Origin of the sequence: Pseudomonas grimontii (genome assembly GCF_007858185.1) — a bacterium.
GTDB classification, from domain to species: domain Bacteria; phylum Pseudomonadota; class Gammaproteobacteria; order Pseudomonadales; family Pseudomonadaceae; genus Aquipseudomonas; species Aquipseudomonas grimontii.
Window position 1 is genome coordinate 180,925 of record NZ_VFES01000004.1, and the last position, 18,609, is coordinate 199,533.

At 62.7% G+C, this 18,609-nt stretch carries 18 protein-coding genes; 16 read left to right on the forward strand and 2 right to left on the reverse strand.

The features are described 5' to 3' along the window. The first annotated feature begins 59 nt into the window (after positions 1–59). From FIV39_RS09235 to FIV39_RS09245, 3 genes are all read left to right on the forward strand, one after another. Positions 60–923: a Dyp-type peroxidase gene (locus tag FIV39_RS09235; RefSeq protein ID WP_090402769.1), complete on the forward strand. Its 864-nt coding sequence runs from the start codon at positions 60–62 to the stop codon at positions 921–923. Between the two features lie 120 nt (positions 924–1,043). Beyond that, complete coding sequence (locus FIV39_RS09240) at positions 1,044–2,411, forward strand: MFS transporter (RefSeq protein WP_090402770.1); 1,368 nt, start codon at positions 1,044–1,046, stop codon at positions 2,409–2,411. 57 nt (positions 2,412–2,468) lie between these two features. Continuing rightward, on the forward strand, positions 2,469–3,602 hold the full coding sequence (locus FIV39_RS09245) for an MFS transporter (protein ID WP_090402772.1): 1,134 nt from the start codon (positions 2,469–2,471) through the stop codon (positions 3,600–3,602). Position 3,603: 1 nt separating this feature from the next. On the opposite strand, the gene FIV39_RS09250 is transcribed toward FIV39_RS09245, so the two are convergent. Then, positions 3,604–4,125: a DUF3087 domain-containing protein gene (locus tag FIV39_RS09250; protein ID WP_090402774.1), complete on the reverse strand. Its 522-nt coding sequence runs from the start codon at positions 4,123–4,125 to the stop codon at positions 3,604–3,606. A 132-nt stretch (positions 4,126–4,257) separates the two neighbouring features. On the opposite strand from FIV39_RS09250, the gene FIV39_RS09255 reads away from it, so the two are divergent. Both FIV39_RS09255 and FIV39_RS09260 read left to right on the forward strand, forming a co-directional pair. Then, a complete protein-coding gene (locus FIV39_RS09255; protein ID WP_090402776.1) occupies positions 4,258–4,437 on the forward strand; it encodes a hypothetical protein in 180 nt (59 codons plus the stop codon). A gap of 12 nt (positions 4,438–4,449) precedes the next feature. After that, on the forward strand, positions 4,450–4,650 hold the full coding sequence (locus FIV39_RS09260) for a DUF6021 family protein (RefSeq protein WP_032889722.1): 201 nt from the start codon (positions 4,450–4,452) through the stop codon (positions 4,648–4,650). 31 nt (positions 4,651–4,681) lie between these two features. Here the strand turns inward: FIV39_RS09260 and FIV39_RS09265 are convergent, their stop codons facing one another. Next, the gene (locus FIV39_RS09265) at positions 4,682–4,918 is read right to left on the reverse strand and encodes a DUF6555 family protein (RefSeq protein WP_090402778.1); all 237 of its coding nucleotides are present in this window, start codon (positions 4,916–4,918) and stop codon (positions 4,682–4,684) included. A 120-nt stretch (positions 4,919–5,038) separates the two neighbouring features. Between FIV39_RS09265 and FIV39_RS09270 the strand changes: the two genes are divergently transcribed. The 11 genes from FIV39_RS09270 (at position 5,039) to FIV39_RS09320 (ending at position 18,587) form a co-directional block, all read left to right on the forward strand. Continuing rightward, on the forward strand, positions 5,039–5,854 hold the full coding sequence (locus FIV39_RS09270; protein ID WP_090402781.1) for an arylamine N-acetyltransferase family protein: 816 nt from the start codon (positions 5,039–5,041) through the stop codon (positions 5,852–5,854). Positions 5,855–6,112: 258 nt separating this feature from the next. Further along, positions 6,113–7,150, forward strand: coding sequence for a type VI secretion system protein TssA (gene tssA / locus FIV39_RS09275; RefSeq protein WP_244176282.1), 1,038 nt, complete (start codon positions 6,113–6,115; stop codon positions 7,148–7,150). 38 nt (positions 7,151–7,188) lie between these two features. After that, positions 7,189–7,689, forward strand: a complete 501-nt coding sequence (gene tssB, locus FIV39_RS09280; protein WP_090402783.1) for a type VI secretion system contractile sheath small subunit — start codon at positions 7,189–7,191, stop codon at positions 7,687–7,689. Between the two features lie 79 nt (positions 7,690–7,768). Beyond that, positions 7,769–9,268: a type VI secretion system contractile sheath large subunit gene (gene tssC / locus FIV39_RS09285; RefSeq protein ID WP_090402785.1), complete on the forward strand. Its 1,500-nt coding sequence runs from the start codon at positions 7,769–7,771 to the stop codon at positions 9,266–9,268. A gap of 31 nt (positions 9,269–9,299) precedes the next feature. Then, positions 9,300–9,779, forward strand: a complete 480-nt coding sequence (locus FIV39_RS09290) for an Hcp family type VI secretion system effector (protein WP_090402787.1) — start codon at positions 9,300–9,302, stop codon at positions 9,777–9,779. 63 nt (positions 9,780–9,842) lie between these two features. Further along, the gene (gene tssE, locus FIV39_RS09295) at positions 9,843–10,361 is read left to right on the forward strand and encodes a type VI secretion system baseplate subunit TssE (protein ID WP_090402789.1); all 519 of its coding nucleotides are present in this window, start codon (positions 9,843–9,845) and stop codon (positions 10,359–10,361) included. Continuing rightward, positions 10,358–12,235, forward strand: coding sequence for a type VI secretion system baseplate subunit TssF (gene tssF, locus FIV39_RS09300; RefSeq protein ID WP_090402791.1), 1,878 nt, complete (start codon positions 10,358–10,360; stop codon positions 12,233–12,235). The genes tssE and tssF overlap by 4 nt, the downstream gene beginning before the upstream one ends. Beyond that, a complete protein-coding gene (gene tssG, locus FIV39_RS09305; RefSeq protein ID WP_244176284.1) occupies positions 12,220–13,239 on the forward strand; it encodes a type VI secretion system baseplate subunit TssG in 1,020 nt (339 codons plus the stop codon). Before tssF ends, tssG begins: the two co-directional genes overlap by 16 nt. Then, on the forward strand, positions 13,232–15,862 hold the full coding sequence (gene tssH / locus FIV39_RS09310; RefSeq protein WP_090402795.1) for a type VI secretion system ATPase TssH: 2,631 nt from the start codon (positions 13,232–13,234) through the stop codon (positions 15,860–15,862). The genes tssG and tssH overlap by 8 nt, the downstream gene beginning before the upstream one ends. A gap of 2 nt (positions 15,863–15,864) precedes the next feature. Beyond that, the gene (locus tag FIV39_RS09315) at positions 15,865–16,506 is read left to right on the forward strand and encodes a YopT-type cysteine protease domain-containing protein (protein WP_090402797.1); all 642 of its coding nucleotides are present in this window, start codon (positions 15,865–15,867) and stop codon (positions 16,504–16,506) included. Between the two features lie 119 nt (positions 16,507–16,625). After that, positions 16,626–18,587 (forward strand): type VI secretion system Vgr family protein, encoded by a 1,962-nt coding sequence (locus FIV39_RS09320; protein ID WP_090402799.1) that lies wholly within the window; start codon positions 16,626–16,628, stop codon positions 18,585–18,587. Positions 18,588–18,609 lie beyond the last annotated feature (22 nt).

Genomic DNA, 18,609 nt, shown 5'->3' on the forward strand with positions numbered 1-18,609 from the left:
GGGGCGTGTGGCCTGCTCTTCAAGATAGTAAACTGCGCGCCTTTCTTGAAGGAGTTCACATGAGCCAGTACCAGCCGGGCATTCTTGCCGCACCGGTGCCTTTGCAGGCACGCCATCTGTTTTTTGCCGTTGAAACCCTGGAAACCGTGCCTGGCGCGTTGGACGCGCTGTTGCAGCTTGTGGATTCGATGGCGGTGGTCGGCTTCGGTGAACCGCTGGTAAACGCGCTGGGCGCACGGATCGATGGCCTGCGCGCCTTCCCAGCGGTCAGCGGTCCGGGCGCGAATAACCCATCGACCCAGCAGGCGCTGTGGGTCTGGCTGCATGGTGTCGATCGCGGCGAGTTGTTGTTGCGCAGTCGCGCTTTCGAGAAGGCCCTGGCCCCGGCGTTTCGCCTGGTGCAGTCGACCGAAGGCTTCCGCTACAAGACCGGCTTCGACCTCACCGACTACGAAGACGGCACCGAAAACCCCCACGACGACGCTGCCGTTGAAGCCGCCCTGACCGACAGCGGCGCCAGCTTCGCCGCGATCCAGCAATGGCAGCACGACCTCGATGGTTTCGCCGCATTGCCCGCCCAGGAGCGCGACCACATCATTGGCCGCCGCCATGGCGACAACGAAGAGCTGGAAGACGCCCCCGAGTCCGCCCACACCAAACGCACCGCCCAGGAAAGCTTCACCCCGGAAGCCTTCGTGGTGCGCCGCTCGATGCCGTGGGCCGAGAACGGCCAGGCCGGGTTGATGTTCCTTGCATTCGGCCATTCCTTCGATGCGTTCGAAGCGCAACTGCGCCGCATGAGCGGGTTGGAAGACGGGATTGTCGATGGCCTGTACCGCATCAGCACGCCGTTGACCGGTGGTTACTACTGGTGCCCGCCGATCCTCGCTGGGCGGCTGGACCTGAGCGCTCTGGCCGGCTGATCGTCTCTGACTGGCAATCGTGGCTGAACATGAACATTCGGACAGCCACGCAATCCCCCACTGAAAAAATCCCCTTCTGCCCGTAATCTAGATGCCTCCGCCACCCTGTACGGATTGTTCATGTCTTCTGTTGCCGATGGGCTGCCCCTCAATAAACGCCTGCCTGCCGTGATCGCGATCTCCCTGGGGATCGGCATGGCGACCCTGGACACGGCCATCGTCAACACGGCGCTGCCGACCTTGGCCGAAGGGATTGGTACCGATTCCGCCTCGGTGATCTGGGTGGTCAATGCCTACCAGTTGGCGATTATCGCCACGGTGCTGCCGTTTGCGTCGCTCAGTGATGTGCTGGGGCACCGCCGGGTCTATCTCGGCGGATTGCTGCTGTTTATCGTCTCGTCGCTGTTTTGCGGGCTGGCCGGCTCGCTGGTGACCCTCACGGCAGCCCGTGTGGTGCAGGGGCTGGGGGCGGCGGCGATCATGAGCGTGAACACGGCGTTGCTGCGGCATATCTACCCGTCAAAAATGCTCGGGCGTGGCCTGGGTTATAACTCGTTGGTGGTGGGGCTGGCCTTCACCCTGGGGCCGACCGTCGCTTCGGCGATTCTGTCGGTGGCGACCTGGCACTGGCTGTACCTGATCAATGTGCCGTTGGGGCTGTTGGCGCTGGGATTGGGCCTGCGTTCATTGCCGACCCTGCCGATGACCGGGCATGCCTTTGACCGCCTCGCGGCCGCGCTGTGTGCCGGGTTGTTCGCCTTGCTGGTGTTGGGGCTGGGCACGGCGGTGCACGGTGCGCAGGGGGCGTTGACCCTTGGCTTGATTGCGGTGGCGCTGGTGTGTGGCGCCTTGCTGCTGCGCCGCCAGGCCGGTCACCCGGCACCGATGTTGGCCCTGGATCTGTTCAAACGCCCGGTGTTTGCCTTGTCTTCCCTCACGGCGATCTGCGCCTTCAGCGCCCAGGGCTTGGCCTTTGTGTCGCTGCCCTTTCTGTTGCAGGCGGTGCTGGGGCATAGCCAGGTGGCAACCGGGTTTCTGATGACGCCGTGGCCGGCGGTCGTGGCGGTGATGGCGCTGGTCGCTGGGCGCCTGGCTGACCGTGTGTCCCTGGGCCTGCTGTGCGGTATCGGGCTGTTGATGTTGAGCGTGGGGATGGCCGCGTTGGCGACCTTGGGCACCGGCGCAACGGCCTTCGATATTGGCTGGCGCATGGCATTGTGCGGTGCCGGGTTCGGCTTCTTCCAGTCGCCCAACCTCAAGGCCTTGATGACCAGTGCGCCGTTGGCGCGCAGCGGCGGGGCCAGCGGCATCGTGGCGATTTCGCGGTTGCTGGGGCAGACGCTGGGGGCGTCGTTGGTGGCGCTGTGCTTCCACGTGTCCCTCGGCAGTGGCCCGCTGTATGCGCTGTGGTTGGGGTGTGTATTTGCGCTGGTGGGCGCCGTGGCCAGCGGCCTGCGTTTGCTGCCCTACGGGAAAAAGCCGTTGTAAAACCAGCGGCGGGAGGGCTACCGTGGCGACCTGAATATTTCGGGATGTTTCAGATTTATGTCAAGCCTGGCCCTCCGCACTGCTGATACCCATTCCCGCCGCGCTGCGTTGACCCTGGCTTTATGCCTGCCCAGTGACGTGTTGCTCTATCTGCTGCTGCCCATGGAGTCCCAGGCCTTCGGCATCACGCTGGCCCAGGCCGGGGTGTTGCTGGCGGCCAACCGCCTGGTGCGGATTTTCGGTTACCGGCATGTGTTGAATTTCTATGCGCGCAACGGTGATCGCCTGACCTGCATGATCGCCGCCGGCGCCGCAACGCTGTGCGCCCTGGGCAATTGGGTGCTGTCGGGCTTTGCCGCACTGTTGGGACTGCGGCTGGTGTGGGGCCTGTGTTTCGCCGCGTTGAACCTGTCGACCCAAGTATTGGCCACCTCCGAGCCCGAGGGCGCCGCGCGCCGGGCCGGGCGTTCGCGGGCCTTGATCGCCTGGGGGCCGATGCTGGCGTTACCGTTCGGTGGCTGGCTGACGCTATGGGCCGGGCCACGTCCGATCTTTGTGATCCTCGCCGGCTGTTGCCTGCTGGGGCTGTGGATGGCGCGCAGCCTGCCCAGCGCCGGGCATGATTTGCACAGCACTCCCGGGCGCCGCTTCAAGTGGCCCGACAGCGTGGCGATGTGGTCGTTTATCGAAGGCGTGGCGCTGGACGGACTGTTTATTTTCGGCCTGTCGATCCAGGCGCAGAAGCTGCTCGGCGGCGATGCGGTGCTGATTGCTGGCGGCTTGATGGCGCTGCGTTATGTCTCGGAAATGCTCCTGAGTCCGTTGGGCGGCCGCGCGGCGCAACGCTTTGGCGCCACCTCGATGTTGTTGCTGTTTTCGTTCCTGAGTGCCTTGGCCTTGATGGCGTTCGGCAGTTACTGGGTGATTGTCGGCGCGGCAGCGGTGTTGGTGCTGCGTGCGTTGCAACTGCCGCTGGTGACCACTTTGGTCGCCGAGCGCAACCCCGGTTCGATGCGGGTGTCGGCCCTGGCCTCCAATGCGGTATGGCGTGACATCGGCGCAGGCCTCGGGCCGCTGCTGGCGGGCCTGCTGTTGCCGGTGGCCTCGGCACCCCTGGTGTTTGGCGTGGCAGGCGCGGCGATTGCGCTGAGTGCGTTGTTTTGCTGGCGCACACGCGTGGCAGCAGACTGACTTACGCGCTTTTCAAACCTTCCAGCCAGGTGGGATCAAAGCGGGTTTGCTCGGTGTCGATCCCCAGTGCCTGCATCGTGTTCTTATGCGCGTCCATTTCGCCGACCAACTGCGCCTGGGCGCTGGAATTGGCGTCCAGGGCGTGCATCTGCGTCAGCCCCAGGTGATAGAAGCGCAGCACCTTCATGGCCGTCGGATCATTCGCCTGCACACGCTCGGTGACGGTGTGCATCACATTGGTCACGCGCATCAGGTTGCGCTTGAGCTGCCAGCCATACACGGCCGACGCCAGCCACGGTTGGGTCCAGAACGGGCCGCGCACCAGGGCGACGGTAATCAACACGCCGGCGAATACGCCGCCGACATTGAAGCGCAAGTTGTCGCCGCCGGGTTCGCCGAACAGCATCACCGCCAGGCTCGACAGCAGCATGGCCAAGGCCATGAACAGCACGGCCACGATCAGCGTGCTGCGGCGGGTCTGTTGGCGGTAGGTGACGGGGTCGCAGGGTTTGAGTTCGAACATCCGGTCCAGGTCTCCAGGGCGGGTAGGGGGGGCATCTTCTCATGGTCAGCGGTCAGGGGTGGGGCAATCAAGTTGAACCATGATCTGGAGCAGTTTCTCTAAACCGATGAAGTCCCTTTGAGGTGAACCACCATGCCCGAATACAAGCAACCACCGCCCGGTACACCCGACCCTGATCGCACACCCGGTGAAGAGGAGCGCGACAACGATGCCCTGCGCCCCAATGACCCGAAAGAACGTGACGAACAGGATGATGTTGAGCGCGTCGAAGAAGACCTGGAAAACCTTCACGACAAAGCTCGCCCGCTCTAACAGGAGACCATGATGAACAAGCGCTCGGATGGGCCCCCCTCCAATGAACACGCCAGCGGCAAGGATGAGCTGGGATTTGATCCGGACTCGCCCGATGTGGCTGATCCCCAGGTTGATCCGGTAGGTCCGGCCATCGCCCCATTGGATAAAAAGGACAAGGACGAAGCGAAAAAAAAGCCGCCCTACGATCCGTTGGGCGACTTGAAAAAATAAGCTGAGCCCCGCCGTTGTGCGGGGCTTTTGTTTATTTGGGCGGTGCCCAGGTGACTTCGGTAATGCCGTACTTCTCGGCCCATGGGCGGGTGGTTTTTTTCACCTGCTCATGGCCAACCCGGCCGATACGACTGACATGCGCAATGTCAGCGTCAACGGCCGCCCAGTGCCAGGCCTCGGCGTTGTTCATCACTTCGGCACGCACCACGAAGGACTTCGGTTGGCCGTGCAGTTGGTAGTGGATGGTGTAGATTTTTGCGGTACTCATGTTGCCTCCCTGTCTTGTTATAGATGGATAGGGAACGGTTTAAAAAGGTTCATTCAAAATGACAATCTGCATGCTTGCGCGGCATAGTGACGCATTCCTCCCGCGCTCAAGGATCGCGCCATGACCCTCCTGAACCACAGCCGTCTGTACCTGCAACGCCTGGGTTACGAGTCGCCGCCACCGCCCACCCTGCAAACCCTGCGGGATTTGCAACTGCGTCATGTATGCACCTTCGCCTTTGAAAGCCTGTCGACCCTGCTGCGCCTGCCGGTGCCGATCGACTTGCCCAGTGTCGAGCAGAAAGTCTTGCTCGATGGGCGCGGTGGGTATTGCTATGAGTTGAACCAGATGTTCCTGGCGCTGTTGCAGGAATTGGGCTTCGAGGCGCGCGGCATTACCGGGCGGGTGGTGATGGGCGGCCCGCCGGACGCACGTACGGCACGCACCCACCGCCTGAGCCTGGTGACCCTGGACGGCGTGCGCTATATCACCGACGTTGGCTTTGGCGGCATGGTACCCAGCAGTCCGTTGCAGTTGGACACGCAGGCCGTGCAGGCCACGGCCCATGAGCCGTATCGCCTGACACTCAATGAGCAGGAAGGCAGCTACACCTTGTGGGCCGAGGTTTCGGGGGAGTGGCGTGGCTTGTATGTGTTCGACCTGCAAGTGCAGGCGGCCATCGATTACGAAATCGGCAACTGGTACGTCTCGACCCACCCGGCTTCGCCGTTCCTGGGGCAATTGAAAGTCGCGCTGTTGGCGCCCGGTAAACGCCATACCTTGAACAACGCCCATTACGCGATCCACGCCCTGGATCAGCCCAGCGAAAAGCGCGTGCTGAACAACGTGCAAGAACTGAGGGCATTGCTGCGGGACACCTTCGGTATCCGCGTGCCGGTGCACCCGTCGCTGGATGAGGTATTTGCCGGCGGGTAACTGACACAAGGGCACGCGTCGGCGTGTTTGAATAGGCGCCTTCAACCCACCCACGCTGCATTCGCAGCTTATTCCTACGCCCTGCCATGACACTGCCTGCATTCGCATGTAGGCGTATCGCTATATAAATCCGCCCACGCTGAACATTTTCGGCAGTAGGCATAGCGATAGGCTTCAACCGCCTCAGTTTTTCTGAGCCGTTGGATTCGACCTCCCGACGCATTGCTCTACCGCCCGAGCAATTTGCACGAGGGACACATGATGGGGTTGCCCGCCGACGTTCAATCACTGGATTTCACCCGACTGTCCTTGCCACTGGGCGAGGCCGAGGGCGGTGGCCAGAACTTCGAATATTCGGCGCAATTCTTCGAACTTGAAGAAGAGGGCCAGGGTAAACCCGAGGTGCAGTACGGCGACACGCTCACCCAGGCCATCGAACCGAACTGGAAGCGGGTCATGGCCCTTGCACTGCCAATGATGGAGCACAGCCGCGATCTGCGCCTGGCCATCTGGGCCACTCGTGCCCAACTCAATGTGCACGCCTTCGCTGGCCTGGCCAGTGGCCTGGGACTGGTAGAGGGACTGTTGAAAAACTGCTGGGACGGCCTGTACCCAAGACTCGACCCGGATGACGGCTACGACCCGTTGCTGCGGATCAATATCCTCGCGTTTCTGTGCGCGCCCGACGGCCTGGTGCACGACGTGTTGGATGCGCCGTTGATCAGCGCCCGTGGTATCGGCGCGGTCAGCTTGAGGCTGATCGACCTGGTCATGTCCGATCCTGGCGGCGAGGGCGGTCAGCCGAGTCTGGCGATGATCGAAGGGGCTTTTACCGATACCGATGTGCAGCAGTTGCGGGCCGTTCACAGTGCACTGACCCAGGCGTTGGCGCACAGCGTGCAGATTGAGCAGTGGCTGACGGAAAAAGTCGGCGTAGGGCGCGCCATCGACCTCAGTGGCTTGGCTGCACCACTGCGCCGAGCTGCGGAAATAGTCAGCCGGTTCCTGCTCGATCCAGCGCCATACGAGGCCGCTGCGGCCACTGTCGCAACCTCAGCCGTGGTCGCACCGAAGCTACCGTACGCGGAGGTCCGCAGCCGCGAAGAGGCGCGCCAGGTCATCGACCGACTGTGCAGCTATTTTCAGACCCACGAACCCGCAAGCCCGGTGCCGTACCTGCTGCAACGGGCAAAGACCCTCATCGACAAGAACTTCATCGAGTTGTTGCAAGACCTCGCACCCGATGGTCTCGCGCAACTGGCGCAGGTCAGCGGCGTCCATACCCGCGACAACTGAACCTTTATCTCTCAACTCCACTCACCGGAGCCAGTTCCGTGGCCAAAGAAAGCAGCCAGAAGTTCATCGCCCGCAATCGTGCGCCCCGCGTCCAGATCGAATACGACGTGGAGATCTACGGCGCGGAAAAAACCGTGCAATTGCCTTTTGTGATGGGGGTGTTTTCAGACCTCTCCGGTAAACCGGCCGAGCCGTTGCCGCCGGTGGCCGAGCGCAAGTTCCTGGAGGTCGATGTCGACAACTTTGACGAACGCCTCAAGTCCATGAAGCCCCGGGTCGCCTTCCAGGTGCCCAATACCCTGACGGGTGACGGCAACCTGCCGGTGGAAATCACCTTTGAGAGCATGGACGACTTCACCCCAGGCGCCATCGCCAGCAAGGTGCCGAGCCTCAACCAGTTGCTGACCGCGCGCCGTCAGCTATCGAACCTGTTGACCTATATGGACGGCAAGGTGGGAGCCGAGGAATTGCTGGCCAACGTGCTCAGCGATCCCGGCTTGATGCAAGCCCTGTGCGCGGCCCCCCAGCAACCCGAATAACTGACTGACCGTTGACTCTGCCGGAGCCCCGTATGCCCCGGTATGGGGACGCTGTTGCCCACTTTTCAAGGATACCGTCATGTCCACTCCGCAATCGGAACAGCCAGCCCAGGAAACCGTGGCCACGGCATTCGACGCCGGCGACTTCGCCAGCCTGCTGCAAAAAGAATTCAAGCCCAAGACCGACAGGGCCAGGGATGCCGTGGAAACCGCCGTGCGCACCCTGGCTGAACAGGCGCTGCAGGGCACGCAACTGATGTCCCATGACGTGCTGGGCACCATTGAAGGCCTGATCGCCAGCCTCGACCAGAAGCTCACCGAGCAGGTCAACCATATCCTCCACCATGAGGAATTCCAGGCCGTGGAAAGTGCCTGGCGCGGCTTGCACTACCTGGTCAGTAACACCGAGACCGACGAGTCCCTGAAGATTCGGGTGATGAACATTTCCAAGGCCGAGGTGCACAAGACCCTGCGCAAGTTCAAAGGGGTGGCCTGGGACCAGAGCCCGATTTTCAAGAAGCTGTATGAGGAGGAATACGGTCAGTTCGGCGGCGAGCCCTACGGTGCCTTTGTCGCCGATTACTACTTCAACAACAGTGCGCCGGACGTCGAGCTGTTGACCCAGATTGCCCGCGTCAGCGCCGCCGCGCACTGCCCATTGATCTCCGCCGCCGACCCCAGTGTGATGCTCATGGAGTCCTGGCAGGAACTGGCCAACCCGCGCGACCTGACCAAGATCTTCCAGACCCCGGAACATGCGGCGTGGCGCAGCTTGCGCGGCAGTGAAGACTCGCGCTACGTGGGCCTGGCCATGCCGCGTTTCCTGGCGCGCGCCCCGTACGGGGCCAGGACCAACCCGGTGGAAGACTTCGATTTTGAAGAAACCACCGATGCCGCCGACGCCAAGGATTTCACCTGGGCCAACGCTGCCTACGCCATGGCCGTGAACATCAACCGTTCGTTCAAGCACTACGGCTGGTGTTCGCAGATTCGCGGCATCGAATCCGGTGGTGTCGTGGAGGGCTTGCCGGTGCACACCTTCCCGACCGACGACGGTGGTGTGGACATGACTTGCCCGACCGAGATCGCCATCAGCGACCGGCGCGAAGCGGAGCTGGCCAAAAACGGCTTCATGCCGCTGGTGCACAAGAAAAACAGCGACCTGGCCGCCTTTATCGGCGCGCAGTCGCTGCATAAACCGGCGGAGTACGACGACCCGGATGCCACCGCCAACGCCAACCTGGCCGCGCGCCTGCCGTACCTGTTTGCCACCTGCCGTTTCGCTCACTACTTGAAGTGCATCGTGCGCGACAAGGTCGGTTCGTTCAAAGAGCGCAACGACATGCAGACCTGGCTCAACAACTGGGTCGGCCGTTACGTGGAACACAACCCGGCGACCGCCACCGATGTCGACAAAGCGCGCAAGCCGTTGGCCGGTGCCGAGGTCGTGGTGGAAGAAGTGGCAGGTAACCCCGGCTTTTACAGCGCCAAATTCTTCCTGCGACCGCACTACCAGCTTGAAGGGTTGACCGTGTCCTTGCGGTTGGTCTCCAGGCTGCCCTCCACCAAAGCGTCATAACCCCGCTGTTCAACCCTGAAAGGTACTCATCATGATCCTGCTGAACTTCAAAGGCACAAAAATCAAAGGCACTGCTACCGTTGACGGTCACAAGGACTGGATCACCGTCGACGCCCTCCAGATGGCCGTCTATCGGGGAATTAGCAGTAGCGGCGGCGGAGACCGTGACCCCAGCACCCCGAATTTCACGGAATTGTCCTTGAGCAGGGCCACCGACCCGGCTTCGCCCGACCTGTTTATGCAAGCCGTGTGCGGCATAAGCATGGGCGATGCCGAGATTGACTTTATCCAGACGGGCGGCTCGGACAAAAAACAACAGGTGTACCTCAAGCTCGTCCTGGGCGGCGCGATCATCAATTCCTACTCGGTCAGCAGTAACGGCGAGCGCCCGGTCGAAAACCTCACGATCAACTTCACCACCATCAATTACACGTTCAGCGCCTTCAGCGGTGACGCCGTGACTTCCAATACGAAGAGGGGCTGGAATTTGCAAGATGGTCAGTCACTCTGATTCGGATGCCAGCGGACGGACGGGTTCGCCCGTCCGCCGCACCGTCGATAGAGGTCTCACGCCATGGCTGAACTGACCAGTCTCGAACGCTTGCAGCCGTCCTTGCTCGATCGCTTGAGCGACGACGACACCGAGCAGGCCATAGAGCCTCGCGACCAGCGCATTTTATCCATGCGCGGCTTGCGCAAGGCGGTACTGCGCGACTTGGGATGGCTGCTCAACAGCATCAGCCTCGGCAGCTTTCGCGACCTGAGTGAGTCGCCATTGGTGGAGCAATCGGTGGTCAATTTCGGCCTGCCCGACCTTGCTGGAAAAACCGCAGCCGGCCTGGACCGTGAAGCATTGGGGCGGCGCATTCGCCAGGCGATCTGGCGTTTCGAACCGCGAATTTTACGCGACAGCCTGCGTGTGGTGCCGGTTGCACCCTCGGGCACACCCTGCAGTCCGAACCAGATGGCTTTTGAAATTCATGGCGAACTCTGGGGCCAACCGTTGCCCGAACGCCTGTACCTGAAGACCGAACTTGACCTGGAAGCGGGTGAAGCGCGGATCTTTGATATTGAGACAAGGGACGTGCGGTGAACGCCAAACTGTTGCGCTATTACGAACGTGAACTGGCCCACCTGCGCGAAGTCGGCGGTGAGTTCGCCCGCGACTATCCCAAGGTGGCCGGGCGCCTGGGGCTGGAAACCTATGCCTGTGCCGACCCTTATGTGGAACGGCTGTTGGAGGGTTTCAGCTTTCTCGCCGCACGGGTGCAACTGAAGATCGATGCCGAATTCCCACGCTTTACCCAGCACCTGCTGGAACTGGTCTACCCACACTACCTGGCACCGACGCCATCGATGGCGGTCGTGCAATTGCAGCCGGACATGGGCGAAGGCAGCCTGGTCTCAGGCTTCAAGGTGCCGCGCAACACGGCACTGCACAGCCAATTGGGCAAGGATGACCAGACCGCCTGCGAGTTTCGCACGGCGCACGAGGTGACCCTGTGGCCGGTGGAGTTGGTCGAGGCACGTTACTTTGCCTGCGGCACGCACGTGGCCGGGGTCGACCTGTCGCGCCTCGGCGGGGTCAAGGCCGCCTTGCGCCTGCGTCTGAGCGTGGGGGCTGGGCTGGCGTTCAGCGATCTGGCCCTCGACACGCTGGCGCTGCACATCCGTGGTGGCGACGCCTTGCCTTCGCGTGTCCTGGAGCAATTGCTGGCCCAGGCGGCCGGTGTGGTGGTGATGCCGGTGCAAGCGTCTGCGGACTGGCACCAGATCCTGCCCAAAAATGCGATCCGCGGTGTGGGTTATAGCGACGGCGAAGCCTTGCTGCCTCCCGGGCCACGAGCGTTCCAGGGCTATCGGTTGTTGCAGGAATACTTCGCCCTGCCGCAACGCTTCATGTTCATCGATGTGGTGGGGTTGGCTGCCAGTGTCAGCCGCTGCACCGCCGGGCAACTGGATGTGATTGTGTTGTTCAAGCAGGTGGACCCGCTGCTGGAGCAGAACCTCAGTGCGGCCAATTTTGCGCTGCATTGCACGCCGGTGATCAACCTGTTCCCGATGCGCACCGAGCGTGTGCATCTGGTGCAGCAACGCTCCGAGTACCATGTGAGTCCGGACCGCATGCGGCCAATGGATTACGAGATTTACCAGATTGAAGCCGTGACCGGCTATGGCAGCGGCGCCGAAGCCAGCCAGGCGTTCGAACCCTTCTACCGTGCCAACGACCTGCATGGGCGCAAGCCGCCGCGCGCGTATTACCAGGTGCGGCGCGACGCACGGGTATTGTCCGAGCCGCAGCGCAGTCGCGGCCCGCGTTCCAGCTACGTGGGCAGCGAGTTGTTTCTATCGCTGGTGGACGGCGAGCAAGCCCCGCATCGCAGCGACCTGCGTCAATTGGGCATCGACGCCCTGTGCAGTAACCGCGACCTGGTGCTGAGCATGCCGGTGGGCAGTGGTCGCACTGACTTCAGTTGCGAATCCGCCGCGCCGCTGCAGTCGGTGCGATGTGTGGCGGGGCCGACGCTGCCGGCGCCATCGTTTGCCGAAGGTGAAACCGCGTGGCGCCTGGTCAGCCATTTGTCCCTCAACTACCTGTCGCTGCTGGACCAGGACACCGAGCAGGGCGCCGTCGCCTTGCGTGACCTGTTGCGCCTGTATTGCCGCGTCGACGACGCCGTCGCGCACAAACAGATCGAAGGCCTGCGCTCCGTGACCGCTGTGAGCATCGTGCGGCGCCTGCCGTTGCCGGGGCCTGTCACCTACGGGCGGGGCTTGCAGATCAGCGTGAGCGTGGACGAGTCGGCCTTCGAGGGCACGGGCGCCTATGTGCTGGGCTCGGTACTGGAACAGTTTTTCGCCAAGTACGTATCGCTCAACTCATTCACCGAGACGCGCATCATGAGCACGGCACGTGGCGTGATCATGCAGTGGCCGGCGCGGGTGGGCAGATGCGAGATCCTTTGACCCTGCTCGGTGCCCTTGAAGCGCACCCGAGGCTTTTTGATTTCTACGCGGCTTTGCGCCAATTGGAGTGCGCCTTTGCGCACCTGCCGCGCATCGGCCAGGCCACGCGCCCGGCGGATGAGGCCGTGCGTTTCGGCCAGCATCCCTCGCTGGCGTTCGAGCCGGCAATGATTGCGGGGCTCATACCCGGTGCCACGCCCAAGCTGCTGCTCAACTTCTTCGGCCTGATGGGCGCCAATGGCCCGTTGCCGATTCACCTCACCGAATACATCCGCGATCGTCAACGCAACCTCAACGACCCCACGCTGGCGGCGTTTTGCGATGTGTTCCATCACCGCATGATCAGCCTGTTCTACCGCGCCTGGGCGAGTGCCCAACCGACGGTGAGCCTGGACCGGCCGGGGGCGGATCGCTTTGCCGGCTATTTGGGCGCATTGATCGGTATCGGCATGCCCTCGCTGCAGGCGCGCGACAGCGTGGCGGACGTCGCCAAGCTGCATTTTGCCGGACGCCTGGGGCCGCAGACGCGCAATGCCGAGGGCCTGGCGGCATTGCTGGGCGACTACCTCGGCGTGCCTGTGCAGGTCGAGCAATTTGTCGGCCACTGGATGAGCTTGCCCAGCGACGGCCTGTGCGCCTTGCGCAGCGGCCCCGATGCGGCCGTGCTTGGCCAAGCCACGGTGCTGGGCAGGAAGGTCTGGAATGCCCAGCACAAGTTTCGCCTGCTGATCGGCCCCCTGGACCTGGCGCAAACCCGCCGCCTGCTGCCCGGTGGTGACAGCCTGCAACGCGTGCAGGACTGGGTGCGCCAGTACGTCGGCCTGGCGATGGATTGGGACATCAACCTGATCGTCAAGAAACACCACCGGCCTCGCTTTCGCCTGGGGGTCACGCCATTGGGCTGGACCAGTTGGCTGAGCAGCAAGGTGCCCGAGCAGGATGATCGGCAGTTGCTGATCAATCCTCGAACTTCATCGTCTTCTCAAGGACCTGCCCATGGCTGATATCAGTCGCGTCGCGCTTTTCGGCAAGCTCAACCGCCTGTGCTACCGGGCGATTGAAAGCAGCACCGTATTCTGCAAGCTGCGGGGCAATCCCTATGTGGAGCTGGTGCACTGGTTGCAACAGCTGCTGCAATTGAGCGACTCGGACCTGCTGCGCCTGATCCGCCATTACGGCATCGATGCGGCGGTGCTGGAGCGTGATCTCACCGCCGCCCTCGACCGTTTGCCACGCGGTTCGACGTCGGTCACGGACCTGTCTTCCCAGGTCGAGGAAACCGTCGAGCGTGCCTGGGTCTACGCCACCTTGATGCTGGGCGAGTCCCAGGTGCGTTCTGGGCACTTGCTGCTGGCGCTGCTGAAAACCCCGGCGTTGCGCAACGGTTTGTATGGTGTGTCCCGTGAGTTCAGCAAGGTCAGTGGCGAAGACCTCAGCGTGCAGTTTGGCGCACTGCTCCAGGGCTCGCCTGAGGCGCAGATGACGGCCAGCGACGGCTATCAGGTACCGGGCGAGGAGGTTGGCGCACTGGCACCCGGCCGGTTGCACGCCTTGCAGTGCTTCACCGTCGACCTGACCGAGCAGGCGCGCCAGAACACCCTGGACCCCATCGTCGGGCGCGATGAGGAGATCCGGCAGGTCATCGACATCTTGCTGCGGCGTCGCCAGAACAACCCGTTGCTGGTGGGCGAGGCGGGCGTGGGCAAAACCGCCGTGGCGGAAGGGTTCGCCCAGCGCATTGCCCGCGGCGATGTGCCGCCGAGCCTCAAGGACGTGCAATTGCTTGCCCTCGATGTTGGCTTGTTGCAGGCCGGCGCGAGCATGAAAGGTGAGTTTGAACAGCGCCTGCGCTCGGTCATCGAAGAGGTTCAGGCCAGCGAACAACCGGTGGTGCTGTTCATCGATGAAACCCACACCCTGGTCGGTGCGGGTGGCGCCGCCGGGACTGGCGACGCCGCCAATCTGCTCAAGCCGGCGCTGGCCCGTGGCAGCTTGCGTACCCTGGGCGCAACCACCTTCAGCGAGTACAAAAAACACATCGAAAAAGACCCGGCGCTGAGTCGGCGCTTCCAGACTGTGCAGGTCGATGAACCGGATGAAAGCCGCGCGCTGCTGATGTTGCGTGGCCTGGCCGACAGCCTGCAGGCGCACCATCAGGTGCATATCCTCGATTCGGCGCTGGAAGCGGCGGTGCGCCTGTCCAACCGGTATATCCCGGCGCGCCAGCTGCCCGACAAGGCGGTCAGCCTGATCGACACCGCCTGCGCCCGCGTCGCCGTCAGCCTGCACGCCACCCCGGCTGAAGTGGATGACAGTCGCCGGCGTATCGAATCCCTGGAAACCGAACTCGGGATCATCGGGCGTGAAACCGCTATTGGCGTGGACACCGCCAGCCGTCCAGCGTCGGTCCAGGCGTTGCTGGCGACCGAGCGCGAGCGCCTGGATACGGTGCAAGGGCGTTGGGCCAACGAGCTGGCCTTGGTGGAGCAGATCCAGCGCCTGCGCAGCCAACTTGCCGAGTCAGCCGACCGCGCAGCCGGCCTGGTGGAGCTGCGCCAATTGCAGCAGCAACTGGCGGCTTTGCAAGGCGAGCACCCGCTGGTGCTGATCAACGTCGACGAACACACGGTGGCCGCCGTGGTGCAGGACTGGACCGGCATTCCTGTGGGGCGCATGGTCAAGGACGAAATCGCAACCGTGCTGTGCCTGGCAGAACGCCTGGGCCAGCGCATCGTCGGCCAGGACCATGGGCTGGAGATGATCGCGCGGCGCATCCAGACGTCGCGCGCCGGCCTCGACAACCCTGGCAAACCGGTCGGTGTGTTCATGCTCGCCGGTACCTCCGGGGTCGGCAAGACCGAGACGGCCCTGGCTCTTGCGGAGGCGTTGTATGGCGGCGAGCAGAACGTCATCACCCTCAATATGAGCGAGTACCAGGAAGCCCATAGCGTCTCCACCCTCAAGGGTGCACCGCCCGGTTACGTGGGGTACGGCGAAGGTGGCGTGCTCACCGAGGCCGTGCGGCGCAAACCCTACAGCGTGGTGCTGCTGGACGAAGTGGAGAAGGCCCACCCGGATGTGCACGAGGTGTTTTTCCAGGTGTTCGACAAGGGCTGGATGGAGGACGGCGAAGGTCGAATCATCGACTTCAAGAACACCCTGATCCTGCTCACCACCAACACCGGCACCGACCTGATCAGCCACCTGTGCCGTGATCCGCACACCCTGCCTGCGCCGGACGCGATAGCCAAGGCTCTGCGCAAGCCGCTGCTGGAGGTGTTCCCGCCGGCCCTGCTCGGGCGCCTGGTCGTGGTCCCGTATTACCCCCTGAGCGACGCCATGCTCGCTCGCATTATTCGGCTGCAACTGGGCCGCATCGCGAAGCGCATTGCCGAAGGCCACAAGATCCCATTCACCTACAGCGATGACGTGGTGCAGTTGATCGCCAGCCGCTGCACCGAGCTGGAGAGCGGTGGGCGGATGATCGACGCAATCCTGACTCATTCGATGTTGCCAGCGATCAGTCGTGAGTTTCTCAACCGCTTGTTGCTGGGTTCCCCCGCGAGTCAGGTGCAGGTGCGTGTTGAGGACAGCGAATTTATTTATGTGTTTACGGAGCAGGAGTAAAAATGCCTTATATCGCTTGGAAGACGCCCCTCACAATGAAGTGGCACCGCGTCGCGAAGTTCAAGCAGCGTGCGCAATTGGAAAAAAATCCCCGCCTGAGGGCCATCCCCAGCCTGGCCGGCGGAGCCTGCGTCGGACTGAGCTTCGTCTGGTTGAGCCGGCATCTTCAGTTTCCCGCAGAGTCTGCGACCGGGCGATGCGCTTTTTTGAGCCGGGGCGATACCTGGTTGCTTATCGAACGCCATTGCAGCGCCTTCAACACGACCTTGACCCTGGATAACACACGCCGCATTCAGATCAACTTGCCGAACATCTGCGGCCGATCGAGCACGTCGTCGATAGAAGCCCGGGGACGTGAAGGGTTGAAGACGCTCGTGCAGCATGTAAAGAACACGCAGCCCGGCTACTACATATGGCTAATGGACTTCGAGTGCGGAGGGTCGGGCCACATGTGCGCGTTCCACGCTGACAGTAAACACTTGCGCTTCTTTGATGCCAATTCAGGTGAGTACCTAATCCACGCTGATCGCGCGTCGGATTTTTTCAAACAGCTCTACACGCATTACCTCAATTACCTGTCGGGAGCGGGTGTGAGGAAGGAACTCAAGTTTGATGAGCATTGCCTGGTGCAGATGGGGACATAAAACCGGCGGTCGCTAATCAACGCCTCATCTGCCATCGCTGTGCCCTGTGAGTGGAGCCAATCCGTTCGCCTGGCGGTCCTGGGCAGCTTTTTTCCAATTGCTTTGTAGGTAGAACGACTATGGCGACGACTCAACGCCACCGCGAAATCCAGCTCACCAGCGTATTGCCTGCCGATGTGCTGCTGGTTCGGCGCATGCAGGCGTTCGAAGGGCTGTCCCAACTCAGCGAGTACACGCTTGAGCTGTACAGTGAACGCGTCGACGTGAACATCGATGACTTGCTGGCGACCCCGATGACCGTGGCGGTGAACCTGCCCAAGGGTGGCAGCCGCTACTTCAGCGGGCACGTCAGCCACTTTTGGTTGACCGGTCGCCAAGGCCGCTATGCCACCTACAAGGCGGTATTGCGCCCTTGGTTGTGGTTCCTGACGTTGGCCAGCGACTGTCGGATATTCCAGGCGCTGAGCGTGCCGGAGATCCTCAAGCAGGTGTTCGCACCCTATAGCATCGCCGACGTCGACACTTCGGGCCTGAGCGGCAGCTACCCAGCGCTGAACTACTGCGTGCAGTACCGCGAGAGCGATTTCAACTTCGTCAGCCGGCTGATGGAACAGGAGGGCATCTACTACTTCTTCAAAAGTACGGCCGGGCGTCACACCTTGGTGCTGGCCGATTCCTATGGGGCGCACGCGCCGGCGCCGGGGTACGCGCAGGTGCGCTTCATGCCGACCGACGACCCTGCCATCCGCGACAGCGAGGTGATTTATGCCTGGCGCGTGGGCGGCCAGGTGCAGCCAGGTGGCTACACGCTGCAGGATTTCGACTTTGAGAGGCCTGCTGCCAACCTGCTTGCCAAGTCGGCCCTGGCCGGCGGTTATCCGCAGTCGCACCATGAGCATTATGACTATCCGGGCAAGTACACCGAGCGCAAGCACGGCGAAACCTATGCACGCACCCTGCTCGAATCCCAGCAGGTAGGTACCTGGCGCGTCACCGCTGCCACCCATGCGCGCGGCCTGTTTCCGGGGGCGTTGATGACTCTGGCGGAGCACCCGCGCAGCGAGCAGAACGCGCAGTTTCTGTTGCTGGAGGCGCGCTATAGCTTGTCATCAGACACCTATGAACCGACACCCGCGGAGCATCCCGCACCGGTATTGACCTGTGAGTTCGTTGCGCTGTCGTGCCAACAACAATTCCGCGCGCCGTGCCTGGCGCGCAAGCCGCTGATGCACGGCCCGCAGACGGCCATTGTGGTGGGTAAACAGGGCGAGGAGATCTGGACCGACAAGTACGGGCGCATCAAGGTGCAATTCCACTGGGACCGCGAGGGCCAGCGCGACGAAAACAGTTCGTGCTGGATTCGCGTGGCCCAGGGCTGGGCCGGCAAGCGCTGGGGCAGCCTGTATCTCCCGCGAATCGGCCAGGAGGTGGTGGTCAGCTTCCTGGAAGGCGACCCCGACCGGCCGCTGGTCACCGGCAGCGTCTATAACACCGACACCCTGCCGCCGTATGCCTTGCCGGAGCATGCCACGCGCTCGACGATCATGAGTCATTCGTCCAAGGGCGGCGGTGGCTACAACGAGCTGCGTTTCGACGACAAGAAAGGTGCGGAACAGGTGTTCCTGCACGCGCAGAAGAACCTCGATCAGCGTGTGCTCGAGGATTCCCTGGAGTGGGTGGGCGGCGACCGTCATACCAAGGTCGACAAGGACCTGTGCGAGAAGGTCGGCGGTGACCGGCACTCCTCGGTCGGCGGTGATCGCAACGAAAACACCGAGGGCGCGCTGTCGATGAGCGCCGGCACCGAGCTGATCCTCGCGGGCACGTTGAAGACAGGTGTCAGTGCCGGGACCGATGTGCATATCAACGGCGGCATGAACGTGGTGATCGAGGCTGGCGCGGGCATCACCCTGAAAGTCGGCTCGACCTGCCTCAACATCACCCCGGGCGCGATCCTCGCCTCGGTCGCCCCCGTGCCCTCGCCAGCGGCTGCTATTGCCGGCACGGCGGCGGCGCAGTCGGCGGCCACCGGACCTGCCGGCGTACCGCAACTGCCCAAGGAAGCCGATGATGGCAAGTAACGTCCTGCCGCTGGCACGTCTG

What these genes read in the sequence shown, in the direction of transcription:
- FIV39_RS09315 (WP_090402797.1), top strand. Translation starts at nt 15,865, where the DNA reads ATGCCTTATATCGCTTGGAAGACGCCCCTCACAATGAAGTGGCACCGC.
- FIV39_RS09260 (WP_032889722.1), top strand. Translation starts at nt 4,450, where the DNA reads ATGAACAAGCGCTCGGATGGGCCCCCCTCCAATGAACACGCCAGCGGC.
- FIV39_RS09255 (WP_090402776.1), top strand. Translation starts at nt 4,258, where the DNA reads ATGCCCGAATACAAGCAACCACCGCCCGGTACACCCGACCCTGATCGC.
- tssC (WP_090402785.1), top strand. Translation starts at nt 7,769, where the DNA reads ATGTCCACTCCGCAATCGGAACAGCCAGCCCAGGAAACCGTGGCCACG.
- tssG (WP_244176284.1), top strand. Translation starts at nt 12,220, where the DNA reads ATGCGAGATCCTTTGACCCTGCTCGGTGCCCTTGAAGCGCACCCGAGG.
- FIV39_RS09290 (WP_090402787.1), top strand. Translation starts at nt 9,300, where the DNA reads ATGATCCTGCTGAACTTCAAAGGCACAAAAATCAAAGGCACTGCTACC.
- tssH (WP_090402795.1), top strand. Translation starts at nt 13,232, where the DNA reads ATGGCTGATATCAGTCGCGTCGCGCTTTTCGGCAAGCTCAACCGCCTG.
- FIV39_RS09320 (WP_090402799.1), top strand. Translation starts at nt 16,626, where the DNA reads ATGGCGACGACTCAACGCCACCGCGAAATCCAGCTCACCAGCGTATTG.
- tssE (WP_090402789.1), top strand. Translation starts at nt 9,843, where the DNA reads ATGGCTGAACTGACCAGTCTCGAACGCTTGCAGCCGTCCTTGCTCGAT.
- tssA (WP_244176282.1), top strand. Translation starts at nt 6,113, where the DNA reads ATGATGGGGTTGCCCGCCGACGTTCAATCACTGGATTTCACCCGACTG.
- FIV39_RS09245 (WP_090402772.1), top strand. Translation starts at nt 2,469, where the DNA reads ATGTCAAGCCTGGCCCTCCGCACTGCTGATACCCATTCCCGCCGCGCT.
- FIV39_RS09235 (WP_090402769.1), top strand. Translation starts at nt 60, where the DNA reads ATGAGCCAGTACCAGCCGGGCATTCTTGCCGCACCGGTGCCTTTGCAG.
- FIV39_RS09265 (WP_090402778.1), bottom strand. Translation starts at nt 4,918, where the DNA reads ATGAGTACCGCAAAAATCTACACCATCCACTACCAACTGCACGGCCAA.
- FIV39_RS09240 (WP_090402770.1), top strand. Translation starts at nt 1,044, where the DNA reads ATGTCTTCTGTTGCCGATGGGCTGCCCCTCAATAAACGCCTGCCTGCC.
- FIV39_RS09250 (WP_090402774.1), bottom strand. Translation starts at nt 4,125, where the DNA reads ATGTTCGAACTCAAACCCTGCGACCCCGTCACCTACCGCCAACAGACC.
- FIV39_RS09270 (WP_090402781.1), top strand. Translation starts at nt 5,039, where the DNA reads ATGACCCTCCTGAACCACAGCCGTCTGTACCTGCAACGCCTGGGTTAC.